The 26,113-nt window shown below is 62.9% G+C and carries 22 protein-coding genes; 8 read left to right on the plus strand and 14 right to left on the minus strand.

Annotated features, from left to right (window positions below; genetic code table 11):
• The first annotated feature begins 192 nt into the window (after positions 1 to 192).
• Positions 193 to 531 (plus strand): hypothetical protein, encoded by a 339-nt coding sequence (locus tag BSP239C_RS07130; protein ID WP_101571362.1) that lies wholly within the window; start codon positions 193 to 195, stop codon positions 529 to 531.
• Between the two features lie 181 nt (positions 532 to 712).
• Here BSP239C_RS07130 and BSP239C_RS07135 read toward each other — a convergent pair whose 3' ends face one another.
• The 7 genes from BSP239C_RS07135 to BSP239C_RS07175 form a co-directional block, all read right to left on the minus strand.
• Positions 713 to 1,258, minus strand: a complete 546-nt coding sequence (locus BSP239C_RS07135) for a DUF421 domain-containing protein (protein ID WP_257930115.1) — start codon at positions 1,256 to 1,258, stop codon at positions 713 to 715.
• A gap of 41 nt (positions 1,259 to 1,299) precedes the next feature.
• Positions 1,300 to 2,073: an SDR family oxidoreductase gene (locus BSP239C_RS07140; protein ID WP_101571364.1), complete on the minus strand. Its 774-nt coding sequence runs from the start codon at positions 2,071 to 2,073 to the stop codon at positions 1,300 to 1,302.
• 161 nt (positions 2,074 to 2,234) lie between these two features.
• Positions 2,235 to 3,173 (minus strand): hypothetical protein, encoded by a 939-nt coding sequence (locus BSP239C_RS07145; RefSeq protein WP_101571366.1) that lies wholly within the window; start codon positions 3,171 to 3,173, stop codon positions 2,235 to 2,237.
• A 1-nt stretch (position 3,174) separates the two neighbouring features.
• Complete coding sequence (locus tag BSP239C_RS07150) at positions 3,175 to 3,819, minus strand: response regulator transcription factor (RefSeq protein ID WP_009881760.1); 645 nt, start codon at positions 3,817 to 3,819, stop codon at positions 3,175 to 3,177.
• Entirely contained in the window at positions 3,807 to 5,747 is a 1,941-nt protein-coding gene (locus BSP239C_RS07155; protein ID WP_101571368.1) for a sensor histidine kinase, read from the minus strand. The genes BSP239C_RS07150 and BSP239C_RS07155 overlap by 13 nt, the downstream gene beginning before the upstream one ends.
• Before the next feature lie 205 nt (positions 5,748 to 5,952).
• Positions 5,953 to 7,215 carry a PLP-dependent aspartate aminotransferase family protein gene (locus BSP239C_RS07160; RefSeq protein WP_101571370.1) on the minus strand — a complete coding sequence of 421 codons (1,263 nt, stop codon included), beginning with the start codon at positions 7,213 to 7,215 and terminating at the stop codon, positions 5,953 to 5,955.
• A 555-nt stretch (positions 7,216 to 7,770) separates the two neighbouring features.
• Positions 7,771 to 9,336: an acyltransferase gene (locus BSP239C_RS07175; protein WP_101571371.1), complete on the minus strand. Its 1,566-nt coding sequence runs from the start codon at positions 9,334 to 9,336 to the stop codon at positions 7,771 to 7,773.
• Positions 9,337 to 9,637: 301 nt separating this feature from the next.
• Here BSP239C_RS07175 and BSP239C_RS07180 point away from each other — a divergent pair, with 301 nt between their 5' ends.
• Positions 9,638 to 10,672, plus strand: a complete 1,035-nt coding sequence (locus BSP239C_RS07180; protein ID WP_101571373.1) for a nitronate monooxygenase — start codon at positions 9,638 to 9,640, stop codon at positions 10,670 to 10,672.
• Between the two features lie 54 nt (positions 10,673 to 10,726).
• On the opposite strand, the gene BSP239C_RS07185 is transcribed toward BSP239C_RS07180, so the two are convergent.
• Positions 10,727 to 11,488: a response regulator transcription factor gene (locus tag BSP239C_RS07185; protein WP_257930116.1), complete on the minus strand. Its 762-nt coding sequence runs from the start codon at positions 11,486 to 11,488 to the stop codon at positions 10,727 to 10,729.
• Positions 11,489 to 11,656: 168 nt separating this feature from the next.
• Here BSP239C_RS07185 and BSP239C_RS07190 point away from each other — a divergent pair, with 168 nt between their 5' ends.
• From BSP239C_RS07190 to BSP239C_RS07205, 4 genes are all read left to right on the plus strand, one after another.
• Positions 11,657 to 12,586 (plus strand): hypothetical protein, encoded by a 930-nt coding sequence (locus BSP239C_RS07190; protein WP_101571375.1) that lies wholly within the window; start codon positions 11,657 to 11,659, stop codon positions 12,584 to 12,586.
• Positions 12,583 to 14,625, plus strand: a complete 2,043-nt coding sequence (locus BSP239C_RS07195; protein WP_101571377.1) for a sensor histidine kinase — start codon at positions 12,583 to 12,585, stop codon at positions 14,623 to 14,625. Before BSP239C_RS07190 ends, BSP239C_RS07195 begins: the two co-directional genes overlap by 4 nt.
• A gap of 106 nt (positions 14,626 to 14,731) precedes the next feature.
• A complete protein-coding gene (locus BSP239C_RS07200; protein WP_101571379.1) occupies positions 14,732 to 16,102 on the plus strand; it encodes a sensor histidine kinase in 1,371 nt (456 codons plus the stop codon).
• Positions 16,099 to 16,767 carry a response regulator transcription factor gene (locus BSP239C_RS07205; RefSeq protein WP_101571381.1) on the plus strand — a complete coding sequence of 223 codons (669 nt, stop codon included), beginning with the start codon at positions 16,099 to 16,101 and terminating at the stop codon, positions 16,765 to 16,767. The genes BSP239C_RS07200 and BSP239C_RS07205 overlap by 4 nt, the downstream gene beginning before the upstream one ends.
• Before the next feature lie 21 nt (positions 16,768 to 16,788).
• On the opposite strand, the gene BSP239C_RS07210 is transcribed toward BSP239C_RS07205, so the two are convergent.
• Positions 16,789 to 17,550, minus strand: coding sequence for a 3-hydroxyacyl-CoA dehydrogenase (locus BSP239C_RS07210; protein ID WP_101571383.1), 762 nt, complete (start codon positions 17,548 to 17,550; stop codon positions 16,789 to 16,791).
• Positions 17,551 to 17,746: 196 nt separating this feature from the next.
• Positions 17,747 to 18,328 (minus strand): NADPH-dependent FMN reductase, encoded by a 582-nt coding sequence (locus BSP239C_RS07215; RefSeq protein WP_101571385.1) that lies wholly within the window; start codon positions 18,326 to 18,328, stop codon positions 17,747 to 17,749.
• A gap of 346 nt (positions 18,329 to 18,674) precedes the next feature.
• Here BSP239C_RS07215 and BSP239C_RS07220 point away from each other — a divergent pair, with 346 nt between their 5' ends.
• Positions 18,675 to 19,337 carry a TetR/AcrR family transcriptional regulator gene (locus BSP239C_RS07220; RefSeq protein WP_096158891.1) on the plus strand — a complete coding sequence of 221 codons (663 nt, stop codon included), beginning with the start codon at positions 18,675 to 18,677 and terminating at the stop codon, positions 19,335 to 19,337.
• An 826-nt stretch (positions 19,338 to 20,163) separates the two neighbouring features.
• On the opposite strand, the gene BSP239C_RS07225 is transcribed toward BSP239C_RS07220, so the two are convergent.
• Entirely contained in the window at positions 20,164 to 21,447 is a 1,284-nt protein-coding gene (locus BSP239C_RS07225; protein WP_101571387.1) for an ISL3 family transposase, read from the minus strand.
• Positions 21,448 to 21,612: 165 nt separating this feature from the next.
• Here BSP239C_RS07225 and BSP239C_RS07230 point away from each other — a divergent pair, with 165 nt between their 5' ends.
• The gene (locus BSP239C_RS07230) at positions 21,613 to 21,852 is read left to right on the plus strand and encodes a hypothetical protein (RefSeq protein WP_096157658.1); all 240 of its coding nucleotides are present in this window, start codon (positions 21,613 to 21,615) and stop codon (positions 21,850 to 21,852) included.
• Between the two features lie 134 nt (positions 21,853 to 21,986).
• Here the strand turns inward: BSP239C_RS07230 and BSP239C_RS07235 are convergent, their stop codons facing one another.
• The 3 genes from BSP239C_RS07235 to BSP239C_RS07245 are packed head-to-tail and all read right to left on the minus strand — an operon-like array spanning position 21,987 to position 25,923.
• Positions 21,987 to 23,744 carry an ABC transporter ATP-binding protein gene (locus tag BSP239C_RS07235; RefSeq protein WP_096157659.1) on the minus strand — a complete coding sequence of 586 codons (1,758 nt, stop codon included), beginning with the start codon at positions 23,742 to 23,744 and terminating at the stop codon, positions 21,987 to 21,989.
• Positions 23,744 to 24,832 (minus strand): ABC transporter permease, encoded by a 1,089-nt coding sequence (locus tag BSP239C_RS07240; RefSeq protein WP_226829658.1) that lies wholly within the window; start codon positions 24,830 to 24,832, stop codon positions 23,744 to 23,746. The genes BSP239C_RS07235 and BSP239C_RS07240 overlap by 1 nt, the downstream gene beginning before the upstream one ends.
• On the minus strand, positions 24,832 to 25,923 hold the full coding sequence (locus BSP239C_RS07245) for an ABC transporter permease (RefSeq protein WP_096157660.1): 1,092 nt from the start codon (positions 25,921 to 25,923) through the stop codon (positions 24,832 to 24,834). The genes BSP239C_RS07240 and BSP239C_RS07245 overlap by 1 nt, the downstream gene beginning before the upstream one ends.
• Between the last annotated feature and the right edge of the window lie 190 nt (positions 25,924 to 26,113).

Genomic DNA, 26,113 nt, shown 5'->3' on the forward strand with positions numbered 1-26,113 from the left:
CAAGGGTGTCGAGTCGGCAGAATGTCGTGAGGTCAGGCGTCGAGAAAGTAGGCTTGTCCACGTCGAGGTCTTTCGGATGGGCAGTGTGAGAACTTCCATCATCGGAAGACCTCGACGTCTATCCGGGCAGCGACTCGCCCTATTTCAGATTCACCGACCTACACTCTCGTTTGCGAAGAGCCGGATATATGGATGGTTGGCCAGGCAAAGCACTATCAAAAGACCAAAGTTTCCACGCCGGATCTTCGTGAGCTCGTCGGATCGGTGCAGCTGGCGCGGGCCAAGGCGTTCGCAGATGATGGCCGAGCGCTTCAAGGTCTTGACCTAAGGGCATGTGACCCAGTTTTCTATTTATTTTTTACGACGGGAACAATAACTCTTGATGGGTATAAGCTCCTAAAGGCTAGCGGAGTAGTCAGCATGGACGGAGCCCAGCTGGCTGCCTTTCTGGCGGATAATGACATCGGAATTACCGACGGCGACTTTGATGAATCAGCAGCAAAATCATGGATAAACATCCATGACCAATAGCCGTGCCCATTGTCGAACGGCATATGCATTTTCTTCTGCTGATCCCTATCAAGAGGAAGCGCGATTTTTCGAAGTTATTGCGAAATCATATGGAATATCGGCTGGAAATAATATCCTTCGATTCTAATTGCGCTTCGACGCAGAGAGGCCGGAGTCGAATTAATAATTTTTGTGAGTGAGTTCAGCCCTCGCGGGGAATCCGCTCGGCGCCGATGACACCGCGCAGCAGCTCTTCGTCGATCGGCACACCTCTCCGAGTCACACTGATCTGACCTGTCGGCTCGAGGATCACGCATGCCACCTCGGCGCGCTGTCGGATGCCTGCCATCCGCAGCTTCGAATACACCTCGGCGGAGTCGACATGAGCTCGGGCAAGATTATCGATCAGCAGCTCGCTGCCGGCCATGAGCACGACGGCGGGACTGTTGACGATGCCGGCGATTCGGTGAACGCGACGGGCCTTCCCGGTCAGTGCCTGCAGGACCAGCAGAGTAGCCAGTCCCAACAGACCGGCGATCAGAGTCGGGGTGTCTCCTAGGATCGCACGGCCGATGATCGCGCCGAGGGCGATGATGGCGGCCAGGTCGAAGCTCGAAAGGCTCGCAAGCGTGCGTTGGCCGAAGACGCGGACGAGGATGATGATGCCCAGATAGAACACGATGCAGGACACGATGATCCGCACCGCATCGATGCCGTCGAGTCCGAATTCCATCCAGTTCAAGTCCATGTCTTTCCTCCCGACTGGATCTTACAACTTCAGGGCTGGGCTCAGCTCTCTCGCAACCAGTCATCGATGGTGACGGCCGACAGCCTCGGCGAATCGGGGATGAGTCCTTCTGCAGACATCGGACCTGGGATCGGAATAGGAACGATCTTCGTGGGCCGGGGCGAGCGTGCACCGACGCTCACCGTCGCATCTGCAGTCGACTTCCTCGCAGCGATCTTGCCGGCGATGGTCGGAAAGTCACTGATCTCAGGTCCGGCGACTTCGAGGGTGCCCCGCTCTGAAGCATCAATGGCCTCGGCCATCATTCGTGCGGCTTCGTCCGCGGCCAGAGCTTGGACTCGCATCTTCGGAACGAACGCCAGCGGACCTGCATTGAACGTCATCGTCTCGACAAGTTCGAACCATTGGGTCGATCGGAACATCAGCAGCTGATCGGCGGGGACCAGCCTGCTATAGACCCGCTCCTGCAGTTCTTTGGCCTGGTAGTAGCCGAGCAGTTTGGACTTCGCGACCTCGGGACGAAACGCAATGGACAGACACACCATCGCGGCACCGGGATTCTCCGCAGCGGCCAGGGCGATCGAACGTGAGCTGCGGGAGAAGAAGTCGAGGGCCTTGTGCCGATTGTTGCTCATGTAATTGACGCAGTCGACAAGGACATCGCTGCCTTCGGCCGCCTCGGTGACTCCCTCGCCGGCGTAGGTGTCGACTCCGATGCCTCGGTGGGCAGCGATCACCGAGTGATCACGTTCGCGCAGGTGTGCCACGAGCCTGCTGCCGAAGGTTCCTGTGGCTCCATAAACGGTGATCTGCATGTCTCATCCCCTGATGTCGGTGGATCGGCGGCCTTCGAGTCGCAGGACCAGCGGACCACAGACCGAAGGTCAGTGCCCGCCGGCGGTTGCACCGACGGGCACCGTTATGTGCCAGTCTAGTTCCAGCGGCCCCGGTTGTGTCCTGCCTGGCTCTGCTTGAGCTAGTTCTGTTCGATGGTGATCGTGCCGGTGTCGGCACTCACCGCGACCGGGATGATCGTCTTGTCCTCGTCATCTTTGGAATTCTTCGAGGCATCGTATTTCTTGAGGTCCTTGGCCAGATCGACGCCGCCCTGATTCGAGTTCGCGTTGATGCGATAGAAGAGGTCCTTGGCGTCCATCTTCTCCTGTGCCAGGTCCAGACGCGGCAGCCGGAGGTCGATCGTGCCCTCATCGGCCTTGGCCACGATGCCAGACATCGGAACCGTGTCATTGGAGAAGTCGAGGTCGATCGTCCCCGTCGAGGTCACGGCGTCGACGTGTTCACGAACATTGAGGTTCGTGCCGTTGATGGTGCCCACCCCGGTCTTGGATTCGACGGTGCCGAAAGTTCCGCTCAGTTCCGTCATCCCGTAGTCCGTCGAAGTCTGCACGGACTCTGCCGAACCGCTGACCTCAACAGACCCTCCGTCTGTCTTTGCGACGATCTCCTGGTAGTCACCCGCAATGTTGATGGCGCCGAAGCCGCCCTTGAAGTCAAGCTTCATCTTCTTCGAAGTCTCGGCGGGGAGGATGACCTCGATCTGGGAGTTCTCGAGCTGTTTGTGATCGTCCACAGAGATGGTCGAGGCGGGGCCGGACTTTCTCACCTGAAGCTTCGGTATCTCATCACGGGGCCCGGTGGCGTTGAGCCTGACGGAGGGCTGATCCGTGTCGCTGGTCTTGACGACCACCGAAGCACTGGTGTCGAGGTCGAACTTCAGATCCGTGATGGAGGTCGACAGCGGCTCCGTGACTTCGAGCTTCGTGTAGTTCAGTCGTGAGGCTCCATGCGCGACGCTGAAGGCGATGGGCACGAGGAGGACGACGAGAGCGGCGATCGTGATGATCACGCGCAGGCTCGTGCGGGTGGATTCGCTGACGTGGACTGTGGCAGGCATTCTAGGCTCCGAGGAATGTGAGGACGGCGAGGATCCGTCGATTGTCCGAGGTGTCGGCCGTGAGACCGAACTTGGTGAAGACCGAACTGATGTGCTTTTCAACCGCTCCCGCGCTGAGGTAGAGGGTGCGGGCGATCGCCGCATTCGATTTGCCTTCGGCCATGAGCTGGAGGACTTCGAGCTCGCGCGGGCTCAGCGTGGACAGCCCGTCCTTCTTGCGGGTGCGCACGAGGATCTGCGAGACGACCTCCGGGTCGAGGACGGTGCCGCCGGAGGCGACCTCGTCGACGGCTGCGAGGAAATCCTCGACATCGGCGACGCGGTCCTTGAGCAGATATCCGAAGCCGCCGGTGTTCTCCGCGATGAGCTCGGATGCGTACTGCTCCTCCACATACTGGCTGAAGACGAGCACCTTGACGTCAGGGTTCTGTTTGCGGATGAGGACTGCGGCGCGGATGCCCTCGTCGGTGAACGTCGGCGGCATGCGCACGTCGATGATGGCAAGATCCGGCGGAGTGTTGTGAACTGTCGCGAGGAGCTCGTTGGCATCGGGGACGGCGGCGATCACTTCGTGCCCGGCATCGACCAGAAGCCTCTCGAGTCCGGCTCGCAAGATGGCAGAGTCTTCGGCAATTACGATGCGCATGGCACCTCCACAACGACAGTAGTTGGCCCACCTGCGGGGCTGGTCAGGTTCAGTGTCCCACGAGCGGCTTCGACACGATCGACCAATCCGGCGATCCCGGTGTGACGGCCTGAACGGTCGATGCGCGCACCACCCTGACCGTTGTCGGTGACGACGATCTGGACTCCGGTCTCGATCGGGGCGATGAAGACACGGGCATGTGTCGCACCCGAATGCTTGGTTATGTTGGTCAGGCATTCGGCGACGACGAAGTACGCCACAGCTTCGGCCTCTCGGTCGATGCGTCCGGCCAGGCGGACATCAACCTCGACGGGGATCGTCGAGCGTCCGGCCAGAGCGGAGACAGCCGCGTCGAGACCGCGGTCGGTGAGCACTGCGGGGTGGATCCCCCGCGCCAACTGACGCAGCTCATTGACGATGCCCTTCGCCTCGGCGTGGGCTTCGGAGACCAGCTCCTTGGCCCGTTCGGGGTCGGTGTCGATCTTCGATTTCGCCATGCCCAGAGTCATGCTCAGGGCGACCAGCCGGGGCTGTGCTCCATCGTGGAGGTCACGTTCGATGCGCAGACGCTCTGCACCGGCGGCCTCGATCCCGGCCATGCGGGCCCGGTCGAGATCGGTGACCTCGGCCTGCAGAGCAGCGGTCCGTGCGGGTGGGAGGAGGCTGCGGTCGAGTGCCCTGTCGAGGTACGGGGCGAACCAGAGGATAGCCACGGAGCTGGCGAGGACGATGAGGGAGCCGATGGCAACGCCGATGCGTCCCAGTCCGCCGGTGGTCCCACGGAAGAAGAAGTCGGTGATGCCCTCAGGATTGATGGCACTGAAGATGCCGATGATTGCCCCGCAGATGCCTGCGATGGTGCCGAATACGACGATCGCACCGAGCAGCATCTTCACATAGTGGTGGGCGGTCGAGCGCCAGAACGAGCCGGACTTCACGTGGAGCCAGCGGTTGTGGAAGAAGCGGCCGAAACCTGATTCGCGGGTGCTGCGCGCGATCTTCGGAACCGGGATGCGATCACCGTAGATGAGTTCAGCCCGGTAGCGTTCGAACACGTTCGCACCCTGCTGGACGAGGACCCAGGCGACGAGAGCGAGTACGCCGAGACCGAGCGCGAAGATACCGCCGAAACCGGTGAATAGCAGACCGAGTGGGATCCAGGCCCAGACCACCGCCATCACGGCAGAGAGCACGAGGTTCGCGACGCCGACTATTCCGACTCGCCTGTTCGGCCATTCGATCGGCCCGTCGGCCGGGATCTCGGTGACCGCGTCGCGAGTGAGAGGCATTGCCCCTGTCACCGGTGCGTAGGTGATGTTCTCGGCGCTCGGCTTCTTCCGCCGAGGTGGTTGCATCGGCTGCATCGGGAGCATCGGCATCTGTCCGTTGGGTCCAGGCACGGCTGCGGGCGCAGGATGTTGCTTGGGGTGCTGATTGTAATGGTTAGTGTGCTGGCCGTACTGGCTGGCGTACGTGCGCGGCTGGTAGCCGGGATGCGGAAGATTGCCTGGTCCTGAGAAATGTGGCGGCTGGGGAGGATACGCCTGAGAAAAGTGCTGCGAGGGTGATTGCTGCGAGGACCCTTGCGAGGAGGGTGCCTGCGGTGGGTTGGTGTTCATCACGCGGGTCTGAGGGTATGCCCGCGTGTTCTGCTGTGTCGGATAGTTACCCGCCGACGACTGCCCTTCAGCACCGGCGCTGAAGGGCAGGTTCATGTCCATGGGAGCTGTCCGGAACTGTCCGGCCTCCGTCGCCGCAGGCGGGTCGGAGATTTCAGTGGTCGGGGGCGCGTTGACAATTGCCTCGGCTCCGAAAGACGTCTCGGATTCTCGTGTCACTTCCGGCGCTTCTTCTGGCGTCTGGGACTCCAAAGAATCGGCGCCCTGCGGCTCCGATTTATTCGGGTTCGTGGGGGTGTTCTCACTCATAGCAATTACGCTACGGGAGTCCGCGCGTCGCCGACAGCACGTTGACCACCTACCCAGCATCGGGTTTTCCCCCCACACCACGTGAGCACGCACACACTCAGCGCACTCTCGGGCACCAACGCCGCCCCAGCACGACCCACCATGATCCGCGCCTGCACATCCACGCGCGACCACTGGTCCGGTGAGCGGAACTGCAAGCCTCAACTCATACCACTGCAACAGGGTGTTCAAGAGCTGACGGTGAGTGGGCCGATGCCGAAGCCTCCACGCCAGATCTCACACCATCCGGAATCTCTGCCGTCGCGGCGAGCGCTGACTCGAGGTCGGCGAGGATATCGGCGATATCCTCGATACCCAGGGACAGCCGGATGAACGTCGGCGAGACGCTGAGTTCGCAGTCTGCAACCGCCAGATGAGTCATGGTCGCCGGATGGTCGATGAGGGACTCGACTCCCCCGAGCGATTCGGCCAGGGTGATAAGTTCGGTGCTCTGCACCAGTGACAGAGCACGCGCCTCGGTGTCGGTGCTGAAGGAGACAACTCCCCCGAAGCCGCTCATCTGCTTCTTCGCCACCTCATGACCGGGATGTGACGGCAGCCCTGGGTAGTGCACCTCGGCGATCTCGGGGCGGGCTTCCAACCATTCGGCCACAGCCTGTGCGTTCTCGCAGTGCTTGGCCATCCGCACCGGCAGGGTCTTGATGCCGCGCCGGGTCAGCCACGCGTCGAACGGGGCGATGCCCAACCCCACGGATGCGAGGTGGGATTCGAGACGAGGAACCACCTCGGCGGCACGGGCACAGGTGGAGCCGTCACCGGCGAGGACGGCTCCACCGATGACATCGGAGTGGCCGTTGATGAACTTCGTCGTCGAGTGGATGATGACGTCGGCGCCGAGCTCGATCGGCCGCTGGAGGATCGGGGTGGCGAAGGTGGAGTCGACGGCGAGGATCGCGTTGGCGGCGTGAGCCAGCTTGGCTGTCTCCGCGATGTCGACGATGTCGAGGCCTGGGTTGCTTGGGGTCTCGACCCACACGATCGCGGTCTTCTCCGAGATCGCGGCGGCCAGCGCCTCGGCGTCGGTGAGGTCGACGGTGCGAATGCTGATGCCCCAGCGCTCGTACTCGTTCTTCAGCAGCCGGTAGGTGCCGCCATAGATGTCGCGGGGGATGATGATCTCGTCGCCGGGACCCAGCAATGCGGAGAAGACCGCGACCTCGGCCGAGGTGCCGGAGTTCACTGCCGCTGCGAAACTCGCGCTCTCGAGTTCGCACAGCACCTGTTCGAGGTCGCTGCGATTCGGGGTGCCGGTTCGCGCGTAGTCGAAGCCGGCGCGGGTCTGGCCCGGAGTATCCATCATGAAGGTCGAGGTCTGGAAGATCGGGGCGACAACCGAACCGGTATGCGATTCAGGGTTGGCGCCCGAATGCACCGAACGGGTCGAGATTCCGATGTGGGTGATGCTCATGGCGGGTCCTTCCTTCACTGGTGACCTTCGACTTCGCTGCCGAAGTATCACTAGTGTGAGCGGAGCATCGGGGCGCCGGCTTCGGTCATGACCTCGGGTGTCACTGGTCGTCATATGACGGTCTTCCGGCGTCACTATTCGTCATGAATGCATTCGAGCACAAAAACTGCTCAGGTCATCACGCCTGTCACACCACACCTGGGATGCTGAACTCCATGGCTCAGTATTCGGATGAGCTCGATGCGATGTTCACTGGGCTTGCCGATCCCGCACGTCGCTTCGTAGTCCATCGCCTGGGCAGCGGACCGGCAAGCGTCGGAGAATCGGCAGAGCCGCTGTCGGTCGCGCACCCGGCACAACGGATCCCGACAAGCTGGCGAAGTGGTGGATCCCCACACCGCTCACCCTCCGCATCGACGCGCTGGAGCTGCGCCCCGGAGGTGCCTTCGTCACCATGATGAGCGAAGTCGGCGAATTGTTTGCGCCGCACGTAGGTGCGGTCTTCCTCGCCGTTGAGGACGCGTGCAGGGGCACACGCGGCGGCGCTGGCCAGCCTCAGCCGAGGCTGGCCAGCGCCCTGCCACGATCCGCCACCGTCGGCACTTCGCTCCCCACTGGAATCTGTGCCTTCATGGTGGCGGCCAGCACCAGCGAAGCCAGGAGCGCCGCGACAGAGACGAGCGTCCAGATCAGCGGAGCGATGCCGATGAGAAGCGCAATCGCGATGCCACCCATTGCCAAAGTGACTGCAGTGAGTGCCCGAGGAACTGAACTCGACAGGCGCTCACCGGCACCAGGAACCTCGCTCACTTCGAGAGCTGAGGACTCGACTCGAGGCTCGGAAGTCGAGAAACTCTCCCTCACAACCCTCGCCGCTGCACTCCCGAATCTGGCCAACCTCGCCTCGCTGGGAAACGGGACCTTCGACAAGGCCATGGCCAAAACCGCAGCCAGCCCCATCACCGTGATCAGCCATGGCAGCCTAGTCAGCCACCACCAATTCGATTCGATCTCAGGGAGTACTATCCCGGCCGCCGAGAGTCCATCCCCCACCTGCACCCCAGACAGCAGCTGAGCTGCGTAGCCCAGAGCTCCGATGAGGGTGATGACGATCGGCATGTGCCACAGGTAGACCTGGATGCCGTAGGAGTTGCCCCAGGAGATGACACGCTCCCAGATGCGAGCACGGTACTCGTGTCCGGCCGTAGTCCGATCCGAACCACCGGACACGATCTCGTTGAGACGCGAATGGCTCAGCCGCAGGACGCTCATCTGCGCCACTCCCAGCAGCACCAAGGCCCCGGTCGGTGGGTTGAGGTTGATGAGCATATTCGGGCTGTAGACCCCGAGTTCGACGAGCAATCCGAGGCTCACCAGGGACAGCACCATCACGGTCCAGGCCGACCAGGCCCGCACGGGACGATGAATGGCATCGGCGTAGAAGAAGCCGAACTGCTGAATCAGGGGCCATACGAAGAGGAAGTTGAGATACCCCAGTCCAGTCACTCCCGTGAGTGCGACCAAACTATCCACCGCGATCACAGCACCGGCGAGCGCAGCGATCGTCCGCTTCGGCGCCCTTTCGTGAAAGTGCACCGCCAGGGGAACCAGGGAGGTCAGCCCGACGTAGACGGCGAGGAACCACAGAGGCTGCCCGATGCGAGTGCTCGCCTCGGCGAGCAGGTCTGCGGGAACTCCCAGTTCTGAGGCGATCGACAGTCCTGCGCCGGCGAGGCCGATGAGGGTGGCGACCGGAATGACGAGGCGGCGCAGACGGGCACGAATATAGTCGGCCCAGGTGCCTCCGGTAGCTTGGGTGCGTCGCCATCCGTTGATAGCGGCGTATCCGCCGATGAAGAAGAACAGCGGCATGATCTGGAAGAACCACGATGCGGCTGTGAAGCCTGCGGTATGCAGCAGCGCCACCGTGGGCATAACGTCACCGTCTGCTCCGAGCACGGCTGCGCTCATCATCGAATGCAGGATCACCACGACGACGAGGCAGCCGAAGCGGATCAGATCGATCGCCCGGTCCCGGTGCGGTCGACCAGTGGTGCCGCTGGACGGGATGGGCAGGTGGTTCGCCCCGGCCTCGGGCGGCCTGCTGAGGGTCAGTGACATGTCGGCTCCTTGTCGGATTGAGCTCCGTTGACTGCACGGAGTGCGGAGCTCGTCGTTCGATATATCCGAAGCTATGGGCGCGATCGCCGCCCACACATCACCTCTGAGTTCCGACCTGAGCCCGCCCGAGCACTACTTTCGGGTGAGTCTGGACGCTCCGACTCCGTACCCTCATCGGCCCCGCCCCGAGAGCCTCGGCCCAACGTGAGTGTAAGAATGGCAACGAGAGCATCACCAGCTCAGGGACCCGACTCGTCCCGAACGTCCTATTGAGGAACGTCCTATTGAGGAGTGCGCAACGATGACGACGATCGCCTTCGAGACCACCGACCTGCCCATCATCGGAGCCCCGATGGCGGGCGGAACGACGACGCCCGAGCTCGCAGCCGCGGTCGCCCGTGCCGGCGGATTCTCCTTCGTGGCCGGCGGCTATCTCAGCGCCGAAGCATTGGCCCCTCTGGTCGAGCGCATGCGGGAGACGACCGAGAACTTCGGCGTCAATCTCTTCGCCCCGAACTCTGTGCCCATCGATCGCGGTGCCTTCGACGCCTTCGTCTCGGCACTCGAGCCTGTCGCGGCCGATCGCGGCGTCGCCATCGATCCCGAGCCCGTAGGTGACGACGATCATTACACCGACAAGGTCGACTACCTCGTCGACAACCCCGTGCCCCTGGTGTCGATGACGTTCAACATCCCCACCGCCGAGGTGGTCGATCGTCTCCATTCCGTCGGCACTCAGGTCGTGGCCACCGTGACGACCGCCGCCGAGGCGCGCACCGCTGCCGACCGCGGCGTTGACGCCCTCATCGTTCAGGGCCCCCGCGCCGGCGGGCACTCGGGCACCGCCGATCCGACACGGTCCATCGAGGATCGGGCCACCGTCGATCTCGTGAAAGATGTCATCGCCGAGGTGAATCTGCCGCTGGCTGCCGGAGGTGGAGTCGACAGCCAGGAGTCTGTCGACGAGCTGCTGCAGGCTGGGGCGAGCGCCGTGGTCGTGGGCACTCTTCTGCTGCTGAGCGATGAGGCAGGCACTGCGCCGACTCATCGGGCGGCCCTGCAGTCCGCGGACTTCGACGAGACACAGCTGACCAGGGCATTCACCGGCCGACCAGCTCGTGCGCTGGTCAATGACTTTGTACGGAAGTTCGATCCGATCGCGGTCGATGCTTACCCGGCTCTTCATCACCTGACGAAGTCATTCCGCGCCCAGGCGAAGAAGGATGATGACCCGCACGGCCTGCACCTGTGGGCCGGCACCGGCTATCGCAGCGCCCAGACATGCTCAGCGGAGACGATCGTCAAAGAACTCGGCGCCCCCTTCACCCGGAACTAGGCACCCGCTCCTCCCCGCGGCGGCACTGCCGTCCGAGGTCCGACGCTGCTGCGCTCAGCTGCCGGCGATGACCAGACCCGATTCGTAGGCGGCGACGACGATCTGAGTGCGATCGCGCAGTCCCAGCTTCGACAGGATCCGGGACACGTGGGTCTTCACCGTCTGCTCGGCCAGGAACAGGTGCGCAGCCACCTCGGCGTTGGCATGACCCTTGGCCACCAACGTCATGACGTCGATCTCACGGTCGGTCAGCTGCCCGAGCACGGCTGTGTCCTTGGTGACTCTGGGCCCGCTCACGTACTCGGAGATGAGGCGGCGGGTCACGGACGGCGCCAAGAGCGACTGGCCGTCGGCGACCACGCGCACAGCGGTGATCATGTCTTCGGCTGTGGCGTCCTTGAGCAGAAACCCGCTCGCTCCCGCGCGCAGTGCCGAGAACACGTACTCATCGGCATCGAAGGTGGTGAGCATGATGACCTTCGGGTGGTCCCCCGGCATCGAGAACACCGCGCGGGTGGCATCCAAGCCGTTGAGCTTCGGCATACGGATGTCCATGAGGATGACGTCGGGCGAGGTTCTGCGCACGAGGTCGACGACCTGCGAACCGTCCTCAGCACTGCCGACGACACTCATGTCCGGCTGCGCATCGAGAAGGGCTCCGAACCCCTGGCGAACCATGGCCTGGTCATCAACGATGGCGACCCGCGTCGTCTCGGACGAGGGCGGCGGCACACCGTCGCGCGCAATCGATCCCGGCGCGGGACTCGGCGTTGGGCGCGGTGTCGGACTCAAACCTGGCGCTCCTGCTTCTGGCATGCTCTTACGCTACCCGACCCGCACTGCCAAAGCCCCTCGAAAACCCGTGAAATCAAGCCAACGGCTCCCTGCCTGCGCCGATTTCATCCTCAAGTAGCACTCCTCCGTCAGCACAATCACTCCTTCGTATGATGCGCCCCATGACACCGGGTCCTTAGCGTGCACACCATGATCATCACCGCGATAATACTCGCCACGCTCGCAGCCTTCTGCTTGGCACTCGGCACGCACTTCCAGCAGTACGCCGTCGCCACCATGACACCCGGGCCCAAACGTCGGACAACCTGGGTCACCGGCCTGGGGCTGATGGGCATGGTGACCGTCCTCAACGTCATCGCCCTGGGACTCGGCCCTGTTGCCATCGTCCAACCCATCGGCGCGATCTCCCTCGTCTTCGCCGCGCTCATCAGCCGCCGGTACTTCGGCCTGCAGCTCGGCGCCCCACTGCTCATCAGCATCGGGGTGACGATGTTCTCGATTTTCGCCTTCGTGACCACCTCGGCGCAGTTCTCCCACGAACTAGTCGCCACCGAGGAATCGCTGACCTGGCTGCTGGCGCTCCTCGTCGCTCTCAGCCTCTTCGGCGCACTCTTCGCACTCAGTCGTGCCGGGCACATTCCACGAGTCATCATGACCGGCATCATCTTCGGCACCGTCGCCGCTGCGACCCACGTCCTCGCCAGGACCGTCGTGACCGAGGGCCTGCCCGATTTCGGAACATCGGACTCGCAGTGGTGGATGATGCTGGCAGCCGTGGCCCTCGCCTCGGCGGTGGGATTCTGGCTGGTCCAGACCGCCTACGCCTCTGGTCCTCCAGAGACGGTGCTCGCGGGGCTGACCGTCATCGACCCGATCGTGGCGGTGGTCATCGGCGCAGCCTTCTTCGGCGAGTACGCGGGCCTCACCCCCATAGCCATCGGCCTGCTGCTGCTCGCCGCCGGTGGTGGGATCGCCGGAGTCTGGATGCTCTCGCAGTTCCATCCTCGCGTCCTCGAATCGAAATCGGTCCCCACAGGGCGCATCTCAGCAGACGGTCCCGCACACCTCTCACCAGAGTCGCGAACACCGGCTCACAACAGCCAAGGAATCCGATCATGAACCAAACCCTCGAATCCTCATACACTGATGCGCCTTCGTGGCCGAGCACGTATTCTGAGAACGTGCCCCGTCTCCCAGATACGCCGCCGCAGACCCGGTCATGGTGGTCGCGGATGTGGCACAACCTGGGCCGGGACGCCATCCTCGTCCTCCCCGGATTCTTCATCTCCCTCATCGGGTTCGTCGTACTCATCACGATGTTCTCGGTCTCAATCTCCACCATCGTCATCTGGATAGGCGCCCTGCTCCTGCCTGTGACTCTCTACGTCGCGACCGGGTTCGCGAACCTCTCCCGGGCCCGCGCCCGGCAGTGGGGAGCCCCCATTGCCGAGGTGGTCCGTCGCCCCCGTGGACACGGAATCAGCGGGTGGTTCGGTGTCATGGCCGAAGGACGGCGCTGGCTCGACCTGCTGTTCGAAGCCGTCTTCGCCCTGCCCATCCGGCTCTTCACCTTCTCCGTGGTGATCCCCTGGTTCTTCGGTGCCCTGGGCGGGATGACCTACTTCATCTGGGGACGCTTCCTTCCCAACGACAACACCGATCTCATCAGCTTCATCGCAGCTTGGTGGAACGACACCTCCGTGGTGGCTCTGGGATTCGGCGCTGAGGCGACCTTCCAGTTCATCGCGGGACTCATCCTCCTCGTCACCTTCCCCTTCGTCCTGCATGCCATGGCCCGGTTGGAGATCGCAGCGATCACGGCAGGGCTGGCGCCCGGCCACGATGAGGTGACCTCGGCGGGAAAAGCACGAACCGGTGACTCCACGAGCCACGCTCCCGACGGGACCGCCACGGCGACTTCCTCGGGATCGAGAGCTCTGGGGTTGCCGGCAGCCAACTCGTTCCTGACACGGGCCGCCGGCGAGGGCTGGTTCTGGCTGCTCAGCATCTTCGTCGGCGTGGTGCTCGTGGCCGTCGGATGGCCAGTGACTGCAGCGCTGTATGAATCGTCGACCGTCATTGCGATGCTCGTCGCCCTCGGCCAGAGCGGCGCCCTGGTGCTCGCCGTGCGCAGACCGGTCACCGCGATCATCGTCGGGCTGGCCTCTGCAACGGCTGGAATCGTGCTCACCGCGGATACGACCGGGCTGGTGTGGCCGTGGACGGCGACGTCGATCCTCTCACTGCTCTTCCTCCACCTCATCATCGGCCTGCGCCACAGCTGGTACCACCTCGTCATCCTGTGGTCACTGTCCACGGTGCTCGGCGTGCTGAGCCTGACCATGCCCCATGCGGGTGGGCTGTCGGGGGCGCTGGCGAACGTCATCACGACGGTCTCGCTCACTGCAGGGATCTCGATCGTCGCGGTGATCGGCAATCTGTGGATTCGCGGTCGCACTCAGCTGGCCACTGAGCGACAGCTCAGTGCCGAGGAGCTGGCCAAGCGTCAAGAGCTCGAGGAACGCAACAGGATCGCACAAGAGCTCCATGACGTCGTCGCTCACAGCATGTCCGTCATCAGCGTCCAGGCAACCACGGCCCGCTACCGACTGCCCGAACTCGATACCCGAAGCGTTGAGGAGTTCGACTCGATCGCCGGCTCCGCTCGACAGGCGCTCAATGAGATGCGCGGTCTGTTGGCGATTCTGCGCGGTGGCCGTGATGCCGATCTGGCTCCGCAGCCGATGATCGATGGCATTCCCGACCTCGTCGAGGCCACGCGCGGTTCGGGCGCCGAGGTGGAACTCGACTTCCCCGCAGCTCCGCTCCCCCTGCACCCGACCACCGGGCTGACCGCCTTCCGCCTCGTCCAGGAGGCCCTGTCGAATGCTCTGCGCCATGCTCCCGGTGCACCAGTGAGGGTATCCGTTCGCACCGATGACTCGCAGCTGTGGGTGGCCGTGGTCAATGGGGCGCCGGACCGGCACCGATCAGACCGGCCCGAACCCGATCGGGACAACCCCGCTGCGGGCCACCTCAGCGGTGGATTCGGCCTCAAAGGCATGCGCGAGAGGGTCGAGGCCCTCGGCGGAACACTGCACGTGGGCCCGACTGTCGACAGCGGTTTCGAGGTACTCGCGACCTTGCCCGCGGACTGAAGCCTCGGGGCGGATGGGAGTCGGCGAGGGCCGTTGGCCATCCGGGCGGTTGATCTCATCCTTTCGGGCGACAGCGTCAAGCGAGCGTGAGCGGTAGCCTCGAAGAGTGAGACTTCGACCCGACCGGCGCGCCCTGACCCATGCCCTCCTCTGGACGGGCATCTCGACGGCCATCGGCGTGTTCGCGCTCATCGTCATCGTCAGTACCGAATGGCCGGATTTCGAGGAGGCGGGTGCCCGCACCGGAGCGCTCAGTGCCGAACTGTTCATCCATATCCTCTTCGGCCTCATCTCTTTGGCCTGCCTGCCCATCGTCCTTGCCTTCGACGGACGGACGATCCCCCGCAGATCACTGCGCCCCAAGGTGATTGCGGCCGAAAAGCTGCGCGATTTCCTCACGAACACTGGTCGCGGCGGCGTAGAATTCCTCGCCTCGGACGGCTCCGTAGAATCCCTGCAGCGTCGGCCCGGCGGCTGGGTTCCGGTGTCGGTCGGATTCCTCGGCATCGTCACCGGTACGATCGGCGTCCTCGGTGCATTCGCCGGACTGCTCATCCTCATCACCCTCACGTCTCGACGCAGCTGGTCACTCGACTTCACCTGCCTCGCTGCCGCGATCATCTCCCAGGGCCTGACGTACACGCTCACCCCGACGGCGGTCGGAGCCTTCGAACTTCCACTGTTCCTCGTCAACGGAACCGTCTACGCAATGATCGTCGTCATCGGCGTCATCCGCGGATCCCGCGAACAAGGGCTCATCGACACCGCCGCGCAGACGCTTCTGCGCGAACGCTCGCGCCAGGACCGTGCCGTCGCTGAGGTGCGGCGCGGCATCGCCCGCGACATGCACGACTCCCTCTCGCACCACCTCAGCGTGATCGCCATGTACTCCGGTGCACTGTCCGTCAGGCGAGACCTCGACCCCGAGTCCGTCCACGAAAGCGCCCGACTCATCGCCAGCAGCGCCCGCCGCTCGGGAATCGAGCTGCGAGAGGTTCTGACGATGCTGCGCGGAGACGACCAAGGCACAGTGATCGACCCCGATCTCAACCGCCTCGTCGCCGACCGCCCGGAGTCGGTGACCCTGATCTACTCCGAACCGCTCACCTCCGAATCACTGCACGCCCTGGGCAGCCTCGAACGAATGACGATCTACCGCTTCGTCCAAGAGACCATGACCAATGCCCTCAAACACGCGCTCGGTGAGATGCTCACCATCACCATCGGCGACGAGGGCGATGACGCCGTTCGATATATCACGATGACCGCGCACAATCACTACCCGGACAGCCTCCTCGGAGCCCCGGCACACGGCGAACCCCACCGCAAGCAGTACATCGCCGGCTCCGGCCTGGGGATTCTGGGCATCAAGGAGAGAGTGGAGGCGATGGGCGGTGACCTCGAGGTCAGCCACTATCCTGACTTCGAACTGCGAGCTCGCATCCCCGTCCAGAACACGGAAGAGATCAGCGCATGAGCATCAGAACGATCATCGCCGACGACGAGTCCCTCATGCGCTCGGGTCTGCGCCTGCTCCTCGGCGCGGCCGATGACATCGATATCATCGCCGAGGCGGCCAACGGTGCCGAGGCCATCGAGCTCGCCCGAGAGCTGAGTCCAGACCTCATCCTCATGGACATCCGCATGCCGGTCATGGACGGACTCGAGGCCACCCGTGCCCTCGTGGCTCAGACTCTTCATCCGGAGGTTCTCATCCTCACGGCCTTCGGCACCGACGAATTCGTGCTTCAGGCACTGCGCTCGGGAGCGGCCGGCTACATCCTCAAGGACACTCCGCCAGAAGATCTCATCCACGCGGTTCGGGCAGCCGCGAACGGCACACGAACCTTGTCACCAAGTGCGGTCGAGTCCCTGCTGGGACGTGACACCACCTCGGCGACAGGGGTGGCTGGTGCTTCGAATTGGAACAGCACCCCGATCGGACCTGATCCCCTGGAGCCCCTGACCACACGAGAACGGGAGATCGCCGAGGCAGTCGCTCAGGGGATGACGAATGCACAGGTGGCGCGGGCGCTGTTCGTCTCCACGGCCACGGTGAAGACCCACCTGGCGCGCATCTTCTACAAACTCGACGTCAGCACCCGCGTGCAATTGGCCCTGCTCGTCAACGAACGGCGCTGAGCCTCGAGGGACGGACTCAGATCATTTCGGGGCCATGCGGATGGCGCCGTCGAGGCGAATGGTCTCGCCGTTGAGCATCGGATTGGCGACGATCGATTCGACGAGCTGCGCGTACTCGGCTGGCTTGCCCAGTCGAGAGGGGTGGGGAATCGACTTCGCCAGGGACTCCTGGGCCTCTTCGGGCAGACCGGCCATCATCGGGGTCTCGAAGATGCCCGGCGCGATCGTCACCACGCGGATCTGGGAGGATGCGAGTTCGCGTGCCATCGGCAGGGTCACCGAGGCGATGGCGCCCTTCGACGCGGAGTAGGCGATCTGTCCGATCTGACCGTCAAAGGCCGCGACCGAGGCGGTGTTGACGATGACACCGCGTTCTTCACCGGCGCTCTCCTGGGCCTGCATTGCGGCCGCGGCCAGGCGGCACACGTTGACGGTGCCGACGACATTGATGTTGAGCACCTTCGCAAACGCATCCAAGGCCAGCGGTCCCTTACGTGAGACGAGCTTGCCGGGGGTCGCGACGCCCGCGCAGTTGACGACCACGCGCAGCTGGCCGATGCCCGTCGCCGTGTCGATGGCCGCCTGAACCTGCTCTTCGTTGGTGACATCGGCGGAGACGAAATGGGCGCTGGAGCCCAGTTCCGATGCCACCTGCTGACCCACCTCGGCGTTGAGATCGATCATGACGACCTGGGCGCCGGCGGCCAAGAGCCGTTCCGTGGTGGCGCGGCCGAGCCCGGAGGCTCCACCGGTGACGAGTGCGACTGTGTTGTTGAGATCCATGAGTATCCTTCGCATCACTGAAATGAAAGTTTGAGTTGCTTCGACTTTAACGCAGGGCTGTGGGCACGACGAAGCCCGCCGACCATCGGGTGCGGCGGGCTTCGGACGTGTCAGCTGCTGAGGAGGCGCTGCCTCATCCGCAGTGTGCGCTGCTGACGATCAGGCAATCGGGTGAAGATCAGCAGTCGGGTGAAGATCAGGCAGCCTGATCCTCGGAAGCAGCATCCTCACGCACGGACTTCAAGGCTTCGCCCCAGCTCACAAGGTCGGACACCATCGATGCGAACGGGACCGCGGAGACCTCGGTCGGGGTGAAGGTGCCGTCGGAGAAATCGGTGAAGAGGCTGAAGGAGGCCTGGTCGCGGACCACGGCGAGCTTGTAGTTGGCGAGGATGTGGCGCAGGTGCTCGGCGGCACGCACACCCTTGTCGGCGCCATAGTTCACGATTCCGGCGACCTTGTGGTTGAACTCGCTGGCCACGAAGTCCAGGGCGTTCTTCAGCGATCCGGAGATCGAGTGGTTGTACTCAGGGGTGACGAAGATGAATGCGTCGAACTCGGCGAGCTTGGCACCCCAGGCCTTGGTGTGGTCGTTCTCGTACATGTTCGCGCCGGCCGGAATGACCTCATCGAGCAGCGGCAAGTTGAAATCACCGAAGTCGACGACCTCGGCGCGCACGTCCTCGCGGCCGGCCAACTGGTCCTTGGCCCAGGAGACGATCTGCGGGTTGAGTGCCTGCGGGCGCGAGGTTCCAGGAATGATGGCGATGTTGAGCATGTTCGTCCTCAGCTAGTTCATAGGGTGCAATGTCAGTGATGCTGGTTTCAGGTGATCGGCACTGGCGGTCTCCCGCCGTGCGACTCACACCTGCTCAACATGATTGAACCGTCAATCATTCCCGATTCGTGGAGTGATCGCCGTTACTTTCACATGACCGTCCGGGGTGGACCAGACGACGGCCCGGGATAGGCGGACGTCTGGCGAACAGTGGAAACACGTCCTTCGACAAACCAGGGATCCCCGAATTCTGGCCGGAAACGGCCATTGACAGGGCAACGTCATGTATTCTCGGTTGGCAAGTGAAAGATTGTTCGATATCCGACCGACAGGAAGCACAGGCACCGTGAGATCAACCAACGGCCGCAACAATATCCTCCGCTCGGCTCGGGACACCTTCGCGGCAAAGGGATTCGACGGCGCATCCATCCGCGATATTGCGCAGGCGGCCGGGCTGAGCCTGTCCGCACTTTACTACTACTTCCCGTCCAAACAGGAAGCACTGTACGAACTCGTGCACACGGCCTACACCTGGTACAGCGAGCACAGCCGAGCCGTCATCGCCGAGGTGGGTGACGACCCAACCGAGCAGCTAACCGTGGCCGTGCGCTACCTGTCCCGCTACCGCATGGAAAACGTATCGGTGTCCACAGTGCTGCTGCGCGACACGGAGCGACTGACCGGTGACAACGCCGCCCGCGTCAAGGAACTCCAGCACGAGGCGCGAGTCATCATGGGCGACATCGTCCAATCAGGCATCGACGCCGGAACATTCCACGTCAACAGTGCTCAGCTCGTGACTCGTGCGATCCACTCGATCTGCAATTCGCTCTCGCTCTGGTACCGACCCACCGGCGACCTGACACCCGATGTCATCGAACGAGACTTCACTCAGTATTCGCTGCGCATGCTCGGCCTCGATCCCAGCCCCGAAGAGCTTGACCATCTGATGGCGCTGCCGATCAACCAGGCGGGCATGCTCGACTTCATCTCCGACGACAAGGACTGAGCGCTCCGCAGCGTCAACAACCTCACTGCAGATACCCGAAGGTGCTAATTACGCGCGGCGCCGCGCGTAATTAGCACCTTCGGGTATCTTTAGGCCCTCCCCCGACTCAGCCGACGGAGGTGCGCAGACTGCGGGCGAGGTCGCAGCGCTTGGCCTGCTCGGTCAAAAGTATTTTTATTACAACCACCCATGTAACCATAGATCTGTACATCTAGGCTCCTTGAGCGATGCACCTCACAGTGCACCAACGAAGAAGGAGAAACACAAAGCTATTACGCATCCACCAGGCAATCCATCACGGCTTGTCTGTTCCTTGCACTTGGCGATAATTGCCACAGTTCAACCATCACAAGCAGTCGCAGCGTCAGCGCAGCATTCATATACTCACAACGGCTGGACTGCCACATGGAGCCAGTCGGATTATGACGATCTTCAAATTAACAAGACTCCAGGAAAGGCTCCCTCAAAGACTGACGCCAGAGACGCAGAGATAGGTAACTGGTCATTGACACCTGGGTCAACACATACGGAGACCCAGGCAAATCAACTGCAATGGGGAGTCCAAATGATTGCACAAAGGTCCCAGACGGCTATGGCGCCGCAAACTTCAAACCTGCATGCGACAAACCTGATATTTGCTATGGGTCGTCGACTGACAGAATCAGCTGCGACAAGAAGCTTCGGTCCAACTTGAAGGCTGCATGCAAAGCAGGATACCCCACCCTAACGCTGCCGACGGTCGCCGATGAATACAACAAGTGCATAGCTATGTCGACCGTCTACTACGACGGTGTAAGAAAGTTCGGAAAGAAACATTACGGGCTCTTCATAAATAGGGCTGTAGGAGCCTACTCATTCCGCCAGCGTGGAGCAGTGATCGGATGAGGTAGTTGCTCCGGTTACGGAATCCCAACGCGATCCCACGCAGATGCTCCAGCCTGCCGTTGATCGCTTCCGTGGGCCCGTTCGAGGTTCCTGGGTGATCGAAGTAGGCAAGAATATCGGCACGCCTGCGTTGGAACGTTGTCCGTAGGCTCCGTAGCTCCTTCAACTCATCCGGGATCATCCCGGCCAGCTTGTCGATCAGCCCGGCCATGATTGCCTTGCCCTTCGCCGGTGCCGCAGCATAGGCGGCGATCGTGTCTTGGTAGAACTGCCAACACACCACCAAGGCAGCATGATCGTCGCCTGCGAAGACCGTGTTGAGTCGGTGTTTCTGCTTGTCTGAAAGGAGACTGACGCGGGTGCGTATGGTTTTCCTAATCCCGTACAAGGCGTCACCAGATCGGCCCCTGCGCCCGTGAATCTCGGTTTGGAGTCTCCTCCTCGTCTCATCGAGCTTGGTCCCGACAAGAGCGACGACATGGAAGGGGTCCATGACCGTGGTGGCGTCGGGGAGGACGTCGGTAGCGGCTTTCTTGTACCCGGCGAACGCGTCCATGGCGACGTGATCAATGCCAGTCCGGAACTTATCAGGCTGGTTGTTTAGCCAATCGGAAAACACCTCGGCCGAGCGTCCGGGAACAATGTCAAGCAACCGCGCTGGCTGGCTGGAGAGATCGACGATGACAGTGACCCATCGGTCGATGCCGCGGTGGGACCAACAGTGTTCATCGACACCGATCGTGGATACGCCATCGAGCCTGGTGGCATCGGCGAGCAACAACGTGGCGCCGAGGTCGAGGACAGCCGTGCACACGGTGTTCCACGAGGTTGCGAGGTTCTGCGCGATGACGTGGATACTCATTTTGTCGATGACAACGGACTTCAACGCCCACAGGCGAGCGGTGCGGGAGAGCTTCGACCGGCCGACGCATGCCTTCGCTGGCGACTGCGACCAGCGCTGGCGGCAGTTCGGACACTGGAACGTACGGATGCGGATGGCCAGCGTCACTGCAGTCAGCCCGATCGGAGGATGGACGAGCCGGCGGATCCTCGTCGATCGGACTCGTCCCCGCTGCTGGGCGCAGTCGCGGCATTCGGAGTTGTCGTCGGTGATCAGGCACAACACGGTCAGATGCCTGCCGGTGTGGTGCTGGCCGATGGCGGTGAGTCCGAGTTCGTTCAGACGGAGTGTGGTGTCAAGGCATGGCGGGGTAAAGTTGTGCATCAGGGACCTTGGGTCGTGATGGAGTCTTGAACACCTACATCATTGCACCCAGGGTCCCGTTTCTTGTGCTGCTTGAGGGTGGCTACCGCACCGCCCTATTTATGAAGAGCCACATTACGCAGGATCAGGCAACCCGGCATAATCGACGAGCGCGGAAGGACAGATATGACAAAACTGACTTGGATCGGCGGGCTCGTGATTACCGCGTTCGGCCTTGCCATTTGGGCTCTGGGGTGGTTCCTTAACACTTATACGGGCGAGCCTGGCGACGCCGACATCGGAGCTGGAATTCTCTCCCTCGCTGGTTTGCCAATAGCCATCGTGGGAGTCATTCTGGTCGTTGTGGGCGCGACCGTTGCGGGAGTCAACCGGATACGTAAACGCAAAGCACAAGACGCAGCCTGAAGTCCAGAATGAGTTCTTCCTGCCAGGCTCCGCAAACACCCCCTCAAAACTAACTGACGGCGGCCCACGCTACCTCGCGCGAGGTAGCGTGGGCCGCCGTCAGTTAGTTGTGGCCCGACACGGTACCGCGTGGCTCAGCCGACGGAGCTGCGCAGGCTGCGTGCAAGTTCGCGGCGCTTGGCCTGCTCGTCCGGGTCGGGCACCGGCAGTGAAGCGATGAGTCGCTTCGTGTAGTCGTTGCTCGGCGAGCCGAGAACTTGTTCGCCCGTCCCTTCTTCCAGCAGCTCACCATGGAAGAGCACCCCAATGCGATCGGAGAGCATGTCGACGACGGCCAGGTCGTGGCTGATGAACAGGGCCGCAAAGTCGAATCTGTTCTGCAGCTCGACGAACAGCTCAAGCACCTTGGCCTGCACCGACACGTCGAGGGCCGAGGTCGGCTCATCGGCGACGAGCAGCTCCGGATCGAGTGCCAAACCGCGGGCCAGGGATGCTCTCTGACGCTGACCGCCCGAGAGTTCATGCGGGTACCGGGCACCGTAGGCGCTGGGCAGCTGCACCGAATCGAGCAGTTCGCGCACTCGCTGCTCACGGTCCCTGGGTGACATGTCCCGCTGGTGGATGGCGAAGGGCTCCGCCACACACTCACCGACCGTCAAGTGCGGGTTGAATGAGGCCGCAGGGTCCTGGAACACGAACCCGATTCGGCGCCTGACCGGAGAGAAGGCGCGTTCTTTGAATCCGACCATCTCGTGCCCGAGCACCTGGAGGCTGCCTCCGCTGGCCCTGGTCAGGCCTGCGATGGCACGCCCGATAGTGGTCTTGCCCGATCCGGATTCGCCGACCAGTCCGTAGACCTCGCCGGCCTTGATATCGAAGCTCACCGAGGACACCGCCTGGAAGTCCGACCGTCCGAATCCTCCCGGATAGACGATGTCGAGGTTGCGAGCAACGACGATGGAATCGCGTTCGTCCCGAGGCTTGCCGGGGTCCGCATCAGCGCCTGCGGATTCGCCGGTGGATTCGCCTGCGCGATCCTGCTTCGCCGAGGCGGCAGCGGCCTTTCGGCTGCCTGCAACCGTCGAACCCAATCGGGGGACGGCACCGAGGAGGTCGCGTGTGTACTGCTCCTTCGGGTCACTGAAGAGCTGTTTGACCGAGGACACTTCGACGAGGTCTCCGCGGTACATCACGGCCACCCGGTCGGCCAGGTCGGCGACGACGCCCATGTTGTGGGTGATGAGCACGATCGCTGTTCCCGTCTGATCGCGCAGATCCCGCAACAGGTCGAGGATCTCGGCCTGAACAGTGACGTCGAGGGCGGTCGTCGGCTCATCGGCGACGATGAGCTCGGCGCCGAGGGCAAGCGCCATGGCGATGACGATGCGTTGCTTCTGCCCGCCGGAGAACTGATGCGGAAAGTAGTCGAAGCGGTTCTGCGCATCGGGAATCCCGACCTGTTCCATCGCGGCGATGACCTTGGCTTTGAGCTCGGCCTTGCTGGCACGCTTGTGGTGGGCGCGCAGACCCTCCGCAATCTGCCATCCCACTGTGTAGACGGGGTTGAGCGCCGTCGACGGCTCCTGGAACACCATCGACACATCGGTTCCACGCATCTTGCGCAGCTGCTCTCCGGAGACGGTGAGCACGTCCTTGCCGGAGACGATCACCGCGCCCGATCGCTGCGCGGTTTCGGGCAGGAGACCGAGGATGCTGCGCGCGGTCACGGTCTTGCCGGAACCGGATTCGCCCACGATCGCGAGCACCTCCCCCGGGGTGACCGAAAGGGTCACGTTCTTCACCGCGTGGACGTCGCCGCCGTCAGTGGAGAAGGTGACGTTGAGGCCCTCGACGTTGAGGATGTTCTTCGCTGTGTTCACGTTCTCACTCATCACTTGGCCTCCACACCTGTGGTCACGCCAGCACTCGCGGATTCCTTCGCGGGCTTGGCAGTCTTCGTCTTCGCTTTGCGACGGACCCGCAGCCGCGGATCGTTGAGGTCATTCATCGATTCGCCGACCAGGGTGATGCCCAGAACGGTGAGTACGATTGCCAGGCCGGGGAAGACCGAGGTCCACCACACACCGCTGGTCACATCCGGCAGTGCCTTGTTGAGGTCGTAGCCCCATTCCGACGCCGAGGTGGGTTCGATTCCGAAGCCCAGGAACCCCAGTCCGGCCAGAGTCAGAATCGCCTCGGAGGAGTTGAGAGTGAAGATCAGCGGCAGTGTGCGGGTGGCGTTGCGGAAGATGTGCTTCGAAATGATCCGGGTCTTCGAGGCGCCGAGCACGATCGCCGATTCGACGAAGGGCTCTGCCTTGAGTCGCAGGGTCTCCGCGCGAACGACGCGGAAGTACTGCGGGATGAAGACCACGGTGATCGAGAACGCGGCTGCGGCGATGCCGCCCCAGGCACTGGATTGGCCACCGGAGATCGCAATCGACATGACGAGGGCGAGCAGCAGAGTCGGGAAGGCGTAGACCGCGTCGGCGATGACGACGAGGATCCGGTCGAGCCAGCCGCCGAGGTAGCCCGAGACGAGTCCCAGGATGACACCGGCGAAGAGTGACATGACCACGGCCACGATGATGACGGCGACCGCGGTCTGGGCTCCCCAGACCACACGGGAGAAGACGTCGTAGCCGCCGACGGTGGTGCCCCAGATGTGCGAGCCGCCAGGTGGCAGCTTCGACCCGAAGTTCCCATCGGCGGTGCCGAGCTGGTTGAACCCGTAGGGGGCGATGAGCGGGGCGAAGATCGCGCTGATGAGGACGATGCCACACAGGATGAGACCCGTGATGAGCATCCCGCGCTGCAGGCCGACGGACTGCCGCAGGTGGGAGACGATCGGCAGACGGGAGAACCAGGATTTCTTAGCTCTGTCGTCGAACGCGATGGCGGGGACGCCGGAGCCCGGGACCGCCTCGGCGAAGATCTCGTTATTGTCTGGAGCCTGTGATGTGTTGTCTTCAGTGGACATCAGTACCTCACTCGGGGGTCGATGAAGGCTGCGATGACGTCGACGAGGAAGTTAGTCAGCGCCACGATGATGGCGAGGAATACCACAATTCCTTGGACGGCCACGAAGTCACGAGCGGTGAGATACTCGGCGAGCTTGAAACCGAGCCCCTTCCACTCGAACGTCGTCTCCGTGAGCACGGCACCGGCGAGCATGAGGGCGATCTGCATGCCCATGACCGTGATGATCGGGATCAGCGCGGGACGGTAGGCGTGCTTGGTGACCAGGCGGTATTCGGAGATTCCGCGCGATCGGCCCGAATCGATGTACTGCTGGCCCAGGGTGCCGATGAGGTTCGTGCGCACGAGCCGGAGGAAGACGCCGGCGGTGAGCACGCCGAGGGCTATCGCGGGCAGAACCGCGTGGGCGAGCACGTCTCCGAGAACTTCGAAGTTGCCGATGCGGATCGCATCGATGATGTAGAACCGGGTGGGCCCGACCACGCCCGACATGATGTATTCGGTCTGGGTCGTGCCGCGTCCTGCGACGGGCAGGATGGGCAGGAAGACGCCGAAGATCAGTTTGAGGATCATGCCGGCGAAGAACACGGGGGTGGCGTAGCCGAGGATCGCGAGGATGCGCAGTGCGGCATCCGGCGCCTTGTCCCGGTGGTAGGCGGCGAGCATTCCGAGTGGGATTCCGAGGATGAACGCGACGATGAGGGCGTAGAAGACGAGCTCGACGGTCGCGGTTCCGTAGTTGAGGAGGATAGACGACACGGGCTGGCCGTCGGAGACCGCGGTGCCGAAGTCGCCCTTGAGCAGATTGCCCATGTATTCGAAGTACTGGACGAGGATCGGCCGGTCGTAGCCGGCGGCGTGGATACGCTCGGCCAGCTGGGACTGGGTCAGGCGCCCGCCCAGGGATGCGGTGATCGGGTCACCGGTGATCCGCATGAGGAAGAAGACCAGAGTGGTGAGGATGAAGATGGTCGGAATGATGAGGAGGAATCGGATGACGACGTAGCGTCCCAATCCGCCCCCCGAGGGCTTCTTCACCGCGACCGAGGTCTCGGCGGCTTCTGCCCCTGGTTCGCTGATGGCTGCAGACATGTGTTCCTTCATTGCTGGCGTCGAAGCTCGATGATCTCGAGTGTCGACGTGGTTCTCGTTCGATGCCACAGAGCGCGGGCACGATGGGGTGCGGGTGCGGGCAGACCGAGAGGCCGGCGCGAACGCACCACGAGGTGCAGGTGGGCCGGGCGGCTCACCTGCACCTCGTACCGACGATCAGTTCGGTGAT

Origin of the sequence: Brevibacterium sp. 239c (assembly GCF_900169365.1) — a bacterium.
Lineage (GTDB): Bacteria > Actinomycetota > Actinomycetes > Actinomycetales > Brevibacteriaceae > Brevibacterium.